Below are 13,794 nucleotides of genomic sequence, written 5' to 3' on the forward strand. Positions count from 1 at the left end.
GGGCCTTAGCATAGACACCCCGGAAAGCAAAGTTTAACGCTTGAGTCTCAACGTCACGCCCAAGGTACGCGGCTGGCCCATAAAGGCATTGAACGTGCCCGTCTGCATCGGCGCGCTGAACACGACCTGATAATAGTCCTCATCGGTCAGGTTCTGGCCCCAGATATCGAGCGCCACCGAACCATCCTTGCGGGCAAAGGTCAGGCGGCCATTAGCGAGCGTATAGGCGCCTTGAATCTTGATCGGCGCGAGGTCGGAACCCGTATTATAGTTCGAGTTATAGCGCGTATCGAGCGAGGCATCGAAATCGAGCCCGAACAGCTCACGGCTATAGTCGACCTGCGCCGTCACCGACCATTTCGGCGCGAACGAGGCGCGCGCATCGGTCAGGCGTGGCAGGCCGCTGACGATATCCGGACCGAACTGGCTTTCGGCATAGGTCGCCCCGGTCACGAAACGCCAGCCATTGCGCAGGCGCAGGCGTGCCTCTGCCTCGACCCCGCGCGAGGTCAGCTCCGGCACCGAGGTGACAAGGAAGGTCGTCCCCAGGAACGTATTGAGCTGGAAATCCTTGAACTTCTGATGGAAAGCGGCGGCATCGAGCGCCAGACGCCCGTTCCACCACCGGCCCTTGAAACCGGCCTCATAGGCCGTCACGGTTTCCGGTGCGAAGGCTGTATTGGTATCGGCGGCATAGGTCGCGGTCTGTTCGCGATCGAGGTTGAATCCGCCGCCTTTCCAGCCGCGCGACACCGAGGCATAGGTCAGGATCTTATCCGTCGCCTGCCAGCTCAGTTTGAACGTCCCGGTCACCGCCTCGTCGCTCATTTTCTGACCGAGTTCGAGGTGGTTGAAGGCCGGGTTGGAAAAGGACTGACACAGGGTGCCGAGCGAGGCCGAGCCCTTGGCCTGCGCCGAGGCACAGGCGATGCCGTTGTCGGAATTGGCGTAGCTGGACAAAAGGGTCTTGGTCTGGCGGTTATAGCGCAGGCCCAGCACCGCGGAGACGTCCGAGGTGATATCCCAGTCGAGATTGGTGAAAATCGCGGCATTGCGTTCGCGCTGACGATGGACATCTGCCGCGCCCTGCCCCGCCACATAGGACTGCCCGACCGCCAGACCGGTCAGTTCCGAGACGCGGTTGATATTGGTGCCGCTCGACAATATTAGGCCGAGATAGGGCTCAAAATCGACGCCGTAGAGGTACTGATCGTGGCGCGTCAGGTCTTCGGACGACAGATAGGCCCCGACCAGCCAGTCGAGCGTGCCGGTATCGCCCGACAGGCGGACCTCCTGACTGATCGTCTCGAAACGGTTGCCGAAAGCCCCGCCCGGTTCGCGATAATAGATATCGGCGCCGCTGAAATCGGCATCGTAACCCTGCTTGTGGTCGTAGCTGCGGGCGGCGGTAATGGCGGTAAGCTCGACGCTGTCGCTCAGGCGCACGACGCTTTCGACCGACACGCCCATGTCGACGATGTCCTGCGCCGTCGAACGATTGAGCCAAGCCTGACGGTCATGCACGTCCGGCGTCTTGACCACGCCGTCGCCGGCCGATAGTTGATCCACATAGGCCGCCGCGGCGCCGACCGATACGGCGGTTCCGGCGCAGCAGTTTTCGTCACGCTGCGTATAGTCGGCGATCAGACGCACCTTGAGCCGGTCCGCCGCCATGTACAACAATTGCCCGCGCGCCGAGTAGTAGTTCTGGTCGCCGTCCTCATTATCCGTGCGCGGCCCATCGCCCGTATGGATGTCGTACTGGCCGTCGCGCTGACGGTGGACGAGGCTCAGGGAGCCTGCCAGACGTTCGGACAGAGGCCCCGAAACAAAGGCATCCACCGCGTAGGTGCCATGCTCACCCGCCGTTAGCTCCAGCGTCTGGACAGGTTGGAAAGCCGGGGCCTTGCTGACCACCTGAATGACACCCGCCGAGGCCCCCTTGCCGAACAGGCTGGTCTGCGGCCCCTTAAGGATTTCGACGCGCTCGACCTGCCCCAGATCGCTCATGGCGGTGGCCGTGCGGGCGCGCACCACGCCGTCGATGACCACACCGACCGAGGATTCAAGGCCCGGATTGTCACCGACCGTGCCGACGCCACGCAGACGCGCCGTGGTCTGGGCCTCATTGGCGGTCGAGGTGATCAACAGCGACGGCGTCAGAAGTTGCACGTCCTTGAGGTCATAGGCCCCGGCCACGCGCATTTGCTCGCCCGTCACCACCGCCACGGAAATTGGGGCCTTCGCCAGAGGTTCGGGCTTTTTCTGCGCCGTAACCACCACCTCGGTGACGTCGTCCTGCGCTGCGGCGGGCGTCACGATCAGGGCGAGGAGGGTGCCGCACAGGGCGGTGGCGGATCGCAGTCGGCAGGCGGTCATAGGCTTCTGGGTCTCTTAACGCCTCGATGAGGCAAAATGAACGCTTTTCCCTAAAACGTTCAATAATTAAGTGCAAGGCTTATCTTTATGACGGCCTTATTTTCGCGCCTCACGCGCCCGAATGGTGACCACAATGGGGCAAAAGAACCTAAGGCGACGCGTCCAACACGTGCCGTCTTAGCATTTAATGCTTATGATACCGCAGCTTAGTGCGCATTCCAAAAAGTGTGAAACGGTTTTTGGAATCAAATGCGCGACAAGATAAAAGATTAGAGCACAGTTCCGATCCAACCGGATCGGGACGCGCTCTAATGCGGCCACTCTTCTTTCAAAACATCGGCTTTGCCGTCTTTCCAGCGCACTTCCAGCGACGGCTTTTCGGGTTTGCCCGCGGCAAACAGTTCATAGATCACCGAGGCGTCGGTCTGGGTGCTCTCAATCACGCGCACCGGCGTCAGGCCCTTCACCGTTGCTCGGACCAGATCGGGGGCCGTGGTCCAGTCGATATCGCGCTGAATCTCGACAACCTTATAAGCTTCGCCCTCCTGCAACAGGTCGAGTTCGACTTCGGAGCCGTCAGGGCGGGTGCCTTCGACGTCGTAATAGACGCGGCCTTCGCGTTCCTTGCGCTCGAATTCCGCAATGGTCAGGCCCGGAATGGCCGCGATGGCCGCCGCCCGCACGCCTTCGGGCAGATCGACCGCGGCGGGGGGCGATTCCGGCGGTTTTTGTGTCGGTTGCGCGGGTGGTTCCGTCGCGGGTGAGCAGGCGGTCAGAGTAAGAGCGGCAGCAAGCGACAACAAACGTTTCATGGCATCCTCCTGTGATTTTCACGGAGGCTAACACAGCCGGAGGCCAGTCTTAAATACGCTTTCAGCATGGATTACCTTGTGTAGCCAAGGTCTTCCTCACCCTTGCCGCCCTCGCGGACAAGGTTAAGATCGTCGGCTTCGTCTACAGGCTTGCCTTGACCGAAGTTCAGATCGTCATCCTGTTCTTTGGTGGGTTCGATATTCTGATTGATATCGTCCGCGTCATTCGTATCGATATCGAGGTCACCGATGGACGACTCATTATCGCGTTCGTTGGTCAGCAGGTCTTCAGGCGCAATTTTCGGTTTCGGATCGGTCATGACAGTCTCCTTTTTCAGGAGGATCACGAAATAACCCTAAGGTTTCGAGCCGGAACCGTTGCCTCTTTATAAAGCCAGCCTTTTGGCCTTGACAATGATCTGATCCAGCGTTTGCAAAAACTGCGAGCGATTGGCGGCGGAAAAGGGGGGCGGCCCGCCGGTGATCTCGCCCGTCGAGCGGATATGCTCCATCAACGCCCGCTGGGAAAGCGCCGCGCCGATCGAATCCGGTGTAAAAGCGCGGCCGTTCGGCGCGATGGCATAGGCCTGTTTTGCCAGCACGCGTCCCGCCAGAGGGATGTCGTTGGTGATGACGACGTCGTGCGCCACGGCCTGATCGGCGATCCAATCGTCAGCGATATCCGGCCCGGCATCGACGATCATTCGCTCGATCAGCGGCGATTTGGGTATCTGGATAAAGCTGTTCGACACAACCACGGTGCGCAGACCATAGCGTCCGGCGACCTTGTAGACCTCGTCCTTCACCGGACAGGCATCGGCATCGATATAGACGGTAACGGGCATCAGCGGACGTTCAACCCCAGTTCGGACAGCAATTCCGCCGCCTGCGCCCGCGAAATGGTCGCGCCCTTGAAGCGTTTGGCGTCCTCTAGCCGCACCCCGCCGATATCGGTGCCGCGCAGATCGGCCCCTTCGAAGCGCGCCTGATCGAGCAGAGCGTCGCGCAAGCTGCATTCCTCGAACACCGCCTGACGGAAATCGCAGCGTTGCAGATCGGCATTGTGCAGATCGAGGGCCTTGAGAGTCTGCTTGTTGAAGCTGAAACCCCGCAGCCGTGCATCGTTCAACCGGCATTCCTCGAAGGTCACATCCAGATTACGGCTGTCATTGAAATTGGCACCGGTCAGCTTGCAGCGTTTGAACACGGCCTGCGGCAGGACCGCGCCCTTGAACGGCGTATTGTTGAAATCAGAGCCGGTAAATTGCGCTTCGGTCAGGTCGGCCGAGGTAAAATCGGCCTGCCCGCCCTTGCAGCCGATGAACTGCGTCCGCTCCAGCTTTGCCGATTTGAACTTCGCCTTGCGCAGGATGCAGTCTGCGAATACCCAGCCGTTGAGGATCATGTCGGACAGGTCTGTCTCTTCCAGCTCGCAGCCTTCCAGCCGCACGGGCTCGCCCTTATTGGCCAGCAGCATGACCGCGCCGCGGTCGAGAATCTGATCGGTTATGGTCGTCATCAGGGGGCATCCTCCTCAGGTAACGCCAGATAGAGCAATAACTCGGCTAAGACCAGCAAACTTGAAGTGATGAAGCCAATCCAGCCCGCCGTCGAAAGCTTCTTTTTACCCGCCAGAACAGCCGTCCAACCCCATAAGATGAAACTAACGATGCGCGTCGCCAACAAAGAAACCCGCACGAATGGATGGCTGTAGGCATAGCCACAAACGGTCTCCCTGCCGTCTTCATTTATGAAAGCGCAGGTCAGAGTGTCAGGCAAACCGATATGAATAAAGGTAGCCATCACCATAATAAAAACAGGCGACCAGGCGAGCCATGTGGGTTTGCTGATGTGGTGATTCTGCGGCATCAAATCCGAACCTATTTTACCGTATCGGTTTAGCGGGCAATTATTCTTCGCTACCACCATAGCTGTCGCGTGTAATCGTCCGGCGTTCGGATTCGATCTGTTTCTGCTTTTGCCAGTAGGCCGCGCCTTCATAGGGCCGGAACAGGGTGCGCGGCGCCCCTTTCTTGGTCATCACCGCAAACACATTGCGGTTGGGATCATAAAACAGCGTGTCGCCATTATTACGCGACAGGGTCTGCACGCCTGGTGGCGGCGCATGGATAAAGCCATGCACGATGGCCAGCCATTCCTCGTAGGATTTGGCGCCGACCTCGCTGCCGTGTTTCTCGAAATGGTAGGTGGCATTCTCATAGGCCGTATACTGACGGTTCGACGACCACAGCGGCCAATCGCCGAATTTCGTCTTCGTCGCCTTTTCTGCCGGCCCCGGCTTGAGACGGATCGCGGTTTGCTTGACCGGCTCGACCGCCCCGACTTCGGCTGTCCCGATCTCAGGGGCAGGTGCCTCGGCCACCACCGGCGGCGGGGTATCAGCCACCGGCGCAGGCGTCTCACGCGGGGCGACCTGAGCGGCAGGCGCTTCGCCCTTGCCGTCGGTCAGGACGGCAGAGGGACCAGCATCGCAGGCTGCCAGCGCCAACAGCATCAAACCGGCCAAAGCCTGTTGTAGGATTTTCATTCCCGCCCCATATCTATTGCCACACCCTGAGACACGATTTAAAGCCGTTCCCATGACCTCTGCAACCCCCCGCATATTGTTGATCGTCGGCGGCGGCATCGCTGCCTATAAGTCGCTGGAGCTGATCCGCCTGATCAAAAAGGGCGGCATGGAGGTCCGCGTCGTCCTCACCCAAGCCGCGCAACAGTTCGTGACGCCTTTGAGCGCCGGGGCCTTGTCGGGCGACAAGGTCTATACCGACCTGTTCGACCTCAAAGACGAGGCCGAGATGGGGCACATCACCCTGTCGCGGCAAGCCGATCTGGTCGTCGTCGCGCCTGCCACGGCGAACCTGATGTCGAAGCTCGCCGCCGGGCAGACCGACGATCTGGCGACGACGCTGTTGCTGGCGACCGACAAGCCCGTTCTGATGGCCCCGGCGATGAATGTGCGCATGTGGCATCACCCGGCCACGCAACGTAACCTGAGCACTCTGCAAAGCGATGGCGTTTTGTTCGTCGGTCCCGACGAGGGCGACATGGCCTGCGGCGAGTTCGGTCTGGGCCGCATGTCAGAACCCGAAGCCATCTTCACCGCCATCCAGGGCGCGCTGAAACCCAAGACTCAACCGCTGAAAGGCCGTCACATCCTGATCACCGCCGGGCCGACCTTCGAGCCGCTCGATCCCGTGCGCGGCATCACCAACCGATCCTCCGGCAAACAGGGCTACGCCATCGCCGCCGCGGCCGCGCAAGCCGGGGCAAAGGTGACGCTCATCTCCGGCCCGGTCAGTTTGGCCACCCCCGACGGCGTGACGCGCATCGATGTCGAAACCGCCCAGCAGATGTTCGAAGCCGTCCACGCGCACCTGCCCGCCGACGTGTTCATCGGCGTCGCCGCCGTCGGCGACTGGCGCGCCAAGGACATCGCCCGCGACAAACAGAAAAAGGGCGTCAACGACGAACTGAGCGTCACCCTTGTCAAGAACCCCGACATCCTGGCCAGCGTCGGCAAGCACGAAACACAACGCCCGAAGCTGGTCATCGGTTTCGCCGCCGAAACGCGCAATGTCGAGGTCTATGGCCAGACCAAGCTGCGCACCAAGGGCGCCGACGCCATTATGGCCAACGACGTCTCAAAGGACGTGTTCGACGCCGACACGACCAATATGATCCTGATCGACGCCTCGGGCCCCACCTCGGGCCGTAACATGACCAAGGCCGAGGCCGCCGCCGACCTTATCCATTACATAGCCGCGAAATTGACATGACCTATACGCCGACCGCTCACATCATCCAGTTGCCGCACGCTGCCGGCCTTGCCCTGCCGGCCTATGAGACCGAAGGCTCGGCCGGGCTCGACCTGCGTGCCGCCATCGCCGAGGGCGAGGTGCTGACGCTGAAACCGCTGGGTCGCGCTCTGGTGCCGACGGGTCTCAAGGTCGCCGTGCCGCTCGGTTTCGAAGTGCAGGTGCGTCCACGGTCCGGTCTAGCGCTGAAATTCGGCATTACTTGCCTCAATTCACCGGGCACGGTCGATTCCGACTATCGCGGGGAAGTCGGCGTCATCCTGATCAATCTGGGCTCAGAAGACTTTGAAATCCGCAGGGGCGACCGCATCGCTCAGATGATCGTCGCCCGCCATGCGCGTATCGAATGGTCGGTGGTTGAAAGCCTCAGTGATACCGAACGCGGCGCGGGCGGATTCGGCTCGACGGGCAAGGCCTGATTACGACGTTATTTCGTTTCACCTGTAACGCGAAAAGCACGCTTGCGGCCTTTACCCATCCGGCGAACCACCACACACTGCTATCCATAAACACAGGCCTGACCCCGTGTCGTCCCTGATAAGAAAAGCCGTGCGTAAACGCTTTTACAGGTAACGAGGTGGACTATGGCGAGTGTGATCGATCTGACTCTGGTGCTCAGCGACCTGATCGTCGCGGCTCTGAACGGGCTGAACTGGATACCGGTCGTGGTGTTCAGCCTGCTGATCGGCGTCATTCAGTCGCAAAAAACCGCCTATCTGATCAAGGCCTTGCTGGCGACGGGACTGGCCCTGATTATCAATGCTTTGTGGCCACTGGCCTTCGGCCTGACACCGGTCCTGCCCGATCCTCTGGCGATAGAAACGCAGATTCAAACCGCTCTGATGTTTGTGGCGGCGTTCCTGATCATCCGCTTTTTATGCGTGATCAAGAACACCATTTCGCTGACACCGAAGAAAAAGGCTGAGGTTTAGTTAAACCCCAGCACGTCCTGCATGTCGTAAAGCCCCGGCGACTGCTTGACGCCGAACAGCGCAGCCTCGACCGCACCCCGCGCGAACAGGGTCCGGTCCCGCGCCGAATGCGACAAGGTGATCAGTTCGTCTTCCGCGGCGAACAACACGCTGTGTTCCCCGACGATACCGCCGCCGCGAATGACCGAAAAGCCGATCGTGCCGGGCTCGCGCTGACCGGTCAGGCCGTCGCGTGCGGCGACTTTCGCGTTGTGCAGAGATACGCCACGACCGTCCGCCGCCGCGTGGCCGAGCATCAGGGCTGTCCCCGACGGCGCATCGACCTTGCGCTTATGGTGGGCTTCGGTGACCTCGATATCCCACTCCAGCGCGTCGAGTTTCGCCGCCGCCTGCTTGACGAGGCCCATCAGGATATTGACCCCCAGCGAGAAATTACCCGAGCGGATGACGACATTGCGCCCGTGATAGGCATTCAGCGCCGTTTCCTGCTCCGGCATGAAGCCGGTCGAGCCGATTACGTGGACCTTACCGCCCGCCGCCGCACAGGCCTCGGCGATGGCCAGAGTCGCGTTCGGCGTGGTGAAGTCGATCACCGCATCGGCATTGCTCAGGTCGATCTCGTCGCCCTTGTCGAAAGTCGCGGCGATGTCCAACCCGCGCTCGGTCAGGACGCGAATGACGGCCTGACCCATGCGGCCTTTAGCCCCGGCAACGGCGAAACGTGTCATGCGATCAATCTCCTTAATTCGCGTCACCCTTAGACAATCGATGCGACCAGCGCAACGTATGACGGCGTTTGTAAGTGGCAGCGAGCGCATAACCGCGTTAGGGTCGCGCGGGGAGAACCGCTCATGCACCGTCGCGCTCTATTGATATCCGTATTGGCCCTGTCGGCCACCGCCGCCTATGCGGCGCCGAAGACGCCGGAGGCGATGATCCGTGCCTTCTACGCCTCGTATCTGAGCATCAAAAACGAGACGATGGAGTTTCCGAAGCCGGAGATCTCCCTGAAAGACCTCTTCGTGCCGGACCTCTACAAGCTGTACCAAAAGGGTGAAGAGGAGCGCGACGGCGACCTGCCGCTGCTCGACTGGGACGTTTTTGCCAACGGCCAGGACGTGCTGATGACCGAGTTCAGCCTCTCGACCGAGGTCATCGACGCCACGCATCAGGTCGTCACGGCGCGCTTCAAGAATTTCGACACGCCAATGACCGTCCACTACGATTTCGTGCTGACCGGCGGCAAGTGGCGCGTGACCGATGTCCGCTATCCCGGCGACGAGGACGCCCCGGAGGGCTTCTCGTTACGCGGTTACCTCACCCAACCACCGGAGCGCTGATATGGATCGCCGCCTGTTCCTTCTTGGCCTTCTGGCTGTCGCTTCACCAAGCCTTGCCGCCGTTCAGCCACCGCGCGACTTGATTCAGAAGTTTTACCTGATCTACGAGGCCGAAGGCACGCACGGCACCGGCAACCCGGTCGAAAAGGTACACTTGCGCGACTGGATGACCGACGATCTGCGCGCGCTGTACGACAAAGGCACCACGACCCAGCCGGGCGAAGAAATGCCGATCCTCGACTTCGATCCGTTCATCGATGCTCAGGATTACGAGATCACCGAGGTCGCGGTCACGACGAAGATGCTCGACAAAAAACGCCAGTTGGTGACGGCTGCGTTCAAGAATATCGGCACACCGACGGTCATCCTATTCGACTTCGTCCTGACAAAGAAGGGCTGGCGGATCAGCGATGTGCGCTATCCCGTCACCAAAGATCGTCCGGGCGGGTTCTCGCTGAAATCGTTCCTCAAGACGCCGCTGATCTGAACCGGTAGACCTTGGCCGGGACGACGCCCGGCTGTCCGAAGTCGGGCACATCGTACCCGGCCACTTCATCGAGATTATGCAGCGGTAACGGTTTGCGCCCCGGATCGCCAACCAAAACCTCGATCCCGGCGACCTGACAATGCGTCAGGAATGCCTCGACGCGGACAGCCAATTCGGCGTCGAAAAACACGTCGCCGACCGTCATCACGTCGCAATCCGGCGGCGATCCGTCGAGATAATCCGTAGTCTGAATATCGAACAAAACCCCGTTGGCCTCGGTGTTCAACCCTGCCGCAATCGCTGCCAAAGGATCGATATCCACCGCCGTTACGGACGCCGCCCCGGCCTTAAACGCCGCAATGGCGACGATCCCGGAACCCGTACCTAAATCCAGCACCCGGCGGCCTCTGACGACCTGCGGATGATCGAGAATATAGCGCGCCAGCACCGTGCCGCCCGCCCAGCCGAACGCCCAGTAGGGCGACGGCCCGTCATCGCCGACCAGCCGCCGTAAACCGCTGCGGGCATGGGCCTGATAGAGGCTGATTTCCGGCACCGACGGCGCGGGCGCGAGCGTCAGATTATCCCGGATAAACCGTTCCGGATCAGGCCGTGCCAGTGATATCGTCCCAGAAGCGCTTGGCCTTGTGCATGAAGCCCTGAGACTGCGCATAGGATTGCGCCTCGGCGATCTCGGCAAATTCCTGCATCAGTTCTCTCTGACGCGGGCTGAGGCCCTTCGGCGTTTCCACGAACAGTTCGACGATCAGGTCACCCTTGTGCTTGGAATTGAGCACCGGCATGCCCTTGCCCTTGATCTTGACCTTGTGGCCGGTCTGCGCGCCTTCGGGAATCTGAACCCCTAGCTTGCAGGTGCCGTCGCAGTTTTCACCGCCCATCAGGCACGGCACCTCGACCTCGCCACCCATAACGGCAGTGGTCATCGGCACGGGGATCATGCAGTGCAGATCGGCGCCGTCGCGCTCGAAGATCTCGTGATCGCCGACGCTGAGGAAGATGTACAGGTCACCCTTGGGACCGCCCTTGGCCCCGGCCTGACCTTCGCCGCTCAAACGGATACGCGCCCCGTCATCGACGCCTGCCGGGATGCGGACATTGAGCTTGCGGTTGGCGCGGACCTGACCGTGACCGTGACAGTTGGTACACGGCTCCTTGATCATCTGGCCGGAGCCGTTGCAGGTCGGGCAACCGCGCTCGACCTGAAAGAAGCCGTTCGAGGTGCGCACACGGCCATGGCCGCCGCAGGTCGTACAGGTGACAGGTTTGGTCCCGGCCTTGGCGCCCGAACCGTTACAGACTTCGCAGGTCAGGGTCGTCGGCACGTTCAGCTCGACATCGGCGCCCTGATAGGCCTGTTCCAGCGTGATTTCGTAGTCGTAGCGCACGTCGGGACCGCGTTGCGGGCCATTGTTCTGACGGCGTCCACCACCACCGAACATGTCACCGAACATTTCGGAGAAGATATCCTCGACATTGCCGAAGCCTTGCGGCCCGCCGCCGCCAAAGCCACCACCGCCGCCCTGACCATTGACACCGGCATGGCCGAAGCGATCATAGGCCGCGCGCTTATTGCCGTCGGACAGGACCGAATAGGCTTCGTTGACTTCCTTGAACCGCGTTTCGGCCTGATCGTCGCCCTGATTGCGGTCAGGGTGATGCTCCATCGCCTTTTTGCGGAAGGCCGATTTCAGCGTCGCGTCGTCCGCGTCGCGAGCCACACCCAGAATTTCGTAATAATCACGCGCCATTACACACAAGCCTTGTCTTCCCAAGCCCCCGCCTGGGTTGCCTGCAACATCCTCACCGGCACCATAGCCGATATCACCGAAAACTCAAAAAAAGGGAGTCCAACCGAAATCAGACTCCCCCTTCTCTCTTAGAAGACCGGCTTAGGCCTTCTTTTCGTTACCGTCGACTTCCTCGAACTCGGCATCGACCACGTCGTCCGAATCGTCGGCCGCGTCGTCACCGGCTTCGCCATCGCCTTGCGCGGCGTACATGGCTTCACCCAGCTTCATCGAGGCGGTCAGCAGCGTCTGGTGCTTGGCCTTGATGTCCTCGACGTCTTCGCCATCCTTGGCCGCCTTGAGGTCGGTCACAGCCACTTCGATCGCCACGCGGTCGCCTTCGGCCACCTTGGCACCGAAGTCCTTGAGGGCCTTTTCGGTCGAGTGGATCAGGGCGTCGGCCTGATTGCGGACTTCGATCAGCGACTTGCGCTTTTCGTCTTCCGCCTTGTTGGCCTCGGCGTTCTTGATCATTTCCTCGATGTCCGCATCAGACAGGCCGCCATTGGCCTGAATGCGGATCGAGTGCTCCTTGTTCGTCGCCTTGTCCTTGGCATGGACCTGCACGATGCCGTTGGCGTCGATGTCGAAGGTCACTTCGATCTGCGGCACGCCGCGCGGTGCGGGCGGGATACCGACGAGGTCGAACTGACCGAGTGTCTTGTTATCGGCGGCCATCGGACGCTCGCCCTGGAAGACGCGGATCGTCACGGCCGACTGATTGTCGTCGGCAGTCGAGAAGGTCTGCGACTTCTTGGTCGGGATCGTCGTGTTGCGTTCGATCAACGGGGTGAACACGCCACCCAGCGTTTCGATGCCGAGCGTCAGCGGGGTCACGTCGAGCAGCAGCACGTCCTTGACGTCGCCTTGCAGAACGCCGGCCTGAATGGCAGCGCCGAGGGCCACGACTTCGTCCGGGTTGACGCCCTTGTGCGGCTCACGACCGAAGAAGGCCTTCACGGCTTCGACGACCTTGGGCATACGGGTCATGCCGCCGACGAGGACGACTTCATCGATGTCCGAGGCCTTCAGACCGGCATCCTTCAGCGCCTGCTGGCACGGGGCGATGGTCTTCTGGATCAGGTCTTCGACGAGGCTTTCCAGCTTGGCGCGGGTCAACTTGAGGTTCAGGTGCAGCGGGCCCGAGGCGTTCATCGAGATGAAGGGCAGGTTCAGGTCGTATTGCGCGACCGTCGACAGTTCCTTCTTGGCCTTTTCGGCCTCTTCCTTGAGGCGTTGCAGGGCCAGCTTGTCCGAGCGCAGATCGACGCCGTTTTCCTTCTTGAACTCGTCGGCGAGATAGTCGACGACGCGCATGTCGAAATCTTCACCGCCGAGGAAGGTGTCGCCGTTGGTCGACTTCACTTCGAACACGCCGTCGCCGATTTCCAGCACCGAGACGTCGAACGTACCGCCGCCGAGGTCGTAAACGGCGATCTTCTTGCCGTCGTTCTTGTCGAGGCCGTAGGCCAGAGCGGCGGCGGTCGGCTCGTTGATGATGCGCAGGACTTCGAGACCGGCGATCTTGCCGGCGTCCTTGGTCGCCTGACGCTGGGCGTCGTTGAAGTAGGCCGGAACCGTGATGACGGCTTGCGTGACGGTTTCACCGAGATAGGCTTCGGCGTCTTCCTTCATCTTCATGAGGATGAAGGCCGAAATCTGCTGCGGCGAATAGTCCTTGCCGTGGGCCTTGACCCAGGCGTCGCCGGTCGGGCCCTTCGAGATGTCGTAAGGGACCATGCCCTTGTCCTTCTGGACCATCGGATCGGAGTAGTTGCGGCCGATCAGGCGCTTGATGGCGAAGAAGGTGTTGCCGGGGTTGGTGACCGCCTGACGCTTGGCGGGCTGCCCGATCAGGCGCTCCGAGTCGTCCACGATCGCGACTACCGACGGCGTGGTGCGCACGCCTTCGGCGTTTTCGATGACCTTCGGGTTCTTGCCGTCCATGACGGCGACGCACGAGTTGGTCGTACCAAGGTCGATACCGATGATTTTAGCCATGAGTCTGGGTCTGCTCCGTTATAGGCAATGGTCTTTCGGGGCCTTTTGAAGATAAGCACCCCGCTTGTCCATCCCCGTTGAGATGAAAAATGACGAATTTTCGGGAGCGTGGCAGGGAAAACCAACCGTTTCGATCCCGACTGTGACACCGATATGGGGGCCGATGCGGCCTGTGCAAGAGGGGGTAAGCCCCGAATGG

General features: G+C 60.9%; 16 protein-coding genes. 5 read left to right on the top strand and 11 right to left on the bottom strand.

Annotation, left to right across the window (positions count from 1 at the left end; translation table 11 throughout):
• Positions 1 to 33: 33 nt before the first annotated feature.
• The 7 genes from AEYBE204_RS21540 to AEYBE204_RS21570 all read right to left on the bottom strand — a co-directional run bounded on the left by AEYBE204_RS21540 (position 34) and on the right by AEYBE204_RS21570 (position 5,739).
• Positions 34 to 2,379 carry a TonB-dependent receptor gene (locus tag AEYBE204_RS21540; RefSeq protein WP_023460430.1) on the bottom strand — a complete coding sequence of 782 codons (2,346 nt, stop codon included), beginning with the start codon at positions 2,377 to 2,379 and terminating at the stop codon, positions 34 to 36.
• 308 nt (positions 2,380 to 2,687) lie between these two features.
• Positions 2,688 to 3,191, bottom strand: a complete 504-nt coding sequence (locus AEYBE204_RS21545; RefSeq protein WP_023460431.1) for a hypothetical protein — start codon at positions 3,189 to 3,191, stop codon at positions 2,688 to 2,690.
• A gap of 71 nt (positions 3,192 to 3,262) precedes the next feature.
• Positions 3,263 to 3,511, bottom strand: coding sequence for a hypothetical protein (locus tag AEYBE204_RS21550; protein WP_023460432.1), 249 nt, complete (start codon positions 3,509 to 3,511; stop codon positions 3,263 to 3,265).
• Between the two features lie 66 nt (positions 3,512 to 3,577).
• Complete coding sequence (locus AEYBE204_RS21555; RefSeq protein ID WP_023460433.1) at positions 3,578 to 4,036, bottom strand: YaiI/YqxD family protein; 459 nt, start codon at positions 4,034 to 4,036, stop codon at positions 3,578 to 3,580.
• On the bottom strand, positions 4,036 to 4,710 hold the full coding sequence (locus tag AEYBE204_RS21560; protein ID WP_023460434.1) for a pentapeptide repeat-containing protein: 675 nt from the start codon (positions 4,708 to 4,710) through the stop codon (positions 4,036 to 4,038). The genes AEYBE204_RS21555 and AEYBE204_RS21560 overlap by 1 nt, the downstream gene beginning before the upstream one ends.
• The gene (locus AEYBE204_RS21565) at positions 4,710 to 5,060 is read right to left on the bottom strand and encodes a hypothetical protein (RefSeq protein WP_023460435.1); all 351 of its coding nucleotides are present in this window, start codon (positions 5,058 to 5,060) and stop codon (positions 4,710 to 4,712) included. Before AEYBE204_RS21565 ends, AEYBE204_RS21560 begins: the two co-directional genes overlap by 1 nt.
• A 40-nt stretch (positions 5,061 to 5,100) precedes the next feature.
• Positions 5,101 to 5,739, bottom strand: coding sequence for a hypothetical protein (locus AEYBE204_RS21570; RefSeq protein WP_023460436.1), 639 nt, complete (start codon positions 5,737 to 5,739; stop codon positions 5,101 to 5,103).
• Between the two features lie 52 nt (positions 5,740 to 5,791).
• Between AEYBE204_RS21570 and coaBC the strand changes: the two genes are divergently transcribed.
• The 3 genes from coaBC to AEYBE204_RS21585 all read left to right on the top strand — a co-directional run bounded on the left by coaBC (position 5,792) and on the right by AEYBE204_RS21585 (position 7,959).
• A complete protein-coding gene (coaBC, locus tag AEYBE204_RS21575; RefSeq protein WP_023460437.1) occupies positions 5,792 to 6,988 on the top strand; it encodes a bifunctional phosphopantothenoylcysteine decarboxylase/phosphopantothenate--cysteine ligase CoaBC in 1,197 nt (398 codons plus the stop codon).
• Positions 6,985 to 7,446 (top strand): dUTP diphosphatase, encoded by a 462-nt coding sequence (dut, locus tag AEYBE204_RS21580; protein ID WP_023460438.1) that lies wholly within the window; start codon positions 6,985 to 6,987, stop codon positions 7,444 to 7,446. Before coaBC ends, dut begins: the two co-directional genes overlap by 4 nt.
• A gap of 165 nt (positions 7,447 to 7,611) precedes the next feature.
• Positions 7,612 to 7,959, top strand: coding sequence for a hypothetical protein (locus AEYBE204_RS21585; protein WP_023460439.1), 348 nt, complete (start codon positions 7,612 to 7,614; stop codon positions 7,957 to 7,959).
• Here AEYBE204_RS21585 and dapB read toward each other — a convergent pair.
• A complete protein-coding gene (gene dapB, locus AEYBE204_RS21590; protein WP_369751791.1) occupies positions 7,956 to 8,696 on the bottom strand; it encodes a 4-hydroxy-tetrahydrodipicolinate reductase in 741 nt (246 codons plus the stop codon). The genes AEYBE204_RS21585 and dapB overlap by 4 nt on opposite strands.
• A gap of 114 nt (positions 8,697 to 8,810) precedes the next feature.
• Here dapB and AEYBE204_RS21595 point away from each other — a divergent pair, with 114 nt between their 5' ends.
• Positions 8,811 to 9,299 (top strand): DUF3828 domain-containing protein, encoded by a 489-nt coding sequence (locus tag AEYBE204_RS21595; protein ID WP_031229508.1) that lies wholly within the window; start codon positions 8,811 to 8,813, stop codon positions 9,297 to 9,299.
• Position 9,300: 1 nt separating this feature from the next.
• Positions 9,301 to 9,786 carry a DUF3828 domain-containing protein gene (locus AEYBE204_RS21600; RefSeq protein ID WP_023460442.1) on the top strand — a complete coding sequence of 162 codons (486 nt, stop codon included), beginning with the start codon at positions 9,301 to 9,303 and terminating at the stop codon, positions 9,784 to 9,786.
• Here AEYBE204_RS21600 and AEYBE204_RS21605 read toward each other — a convergent pair.
• The 3 genes from AEYBE204_RS21605 to dnaK form a co-directional block, all read right to left on the bottom strand.
• Entirely contained in the window at positions 9,767 to 10,342 is a 576-nt protein-coding gene (locus AEYBE204_RS21605) for a methyltransferase (RefSeq protein ID WP_023460443.1), read from the bottom strand. The genes AEYBE204_RS21600 and AEYBE204_RS21605 overlap by 20 nt on opposite strands.
• Positions 10,343 to 10,391: 49 nt before the next feature.
• On the bottom strand, positions 10,392 to 11,555 hold the full coding sequence (gene dnaJ / locus AEYBE204_RS21610; protein WP_023460444.1) for a molecular chaperone DnaJ: 1,164 nt from the start codon (positions 11,553 to 11,555) through the stop codon (positions 10,392 to 10,394).
• Positions 11,556 to 11,696: 141 nt separating this feature from the next.
• Entirely contained in the window at positions 11,697 to 13,595 is a 1,899-nt protein-coding gene (gene dnaK / locus AEYBE204_RS21615; protein WP_023460445.1) for a molecular chaperone DnaK, read from the bottom strand.
• Between the last annotated feature and the right edge of the window lie 199 nt (positions 13,596 to 13,794).

Origin of the sequence: Asticcacaulis sp. YBE204 (assembly GCF_000495855.1) — a bacterium.
GTDB lineage: Bacteria > Pseudomonadota > Alphaproteobacteria > Caulobacterales > Caulobacteraceae > Asticcacaulis.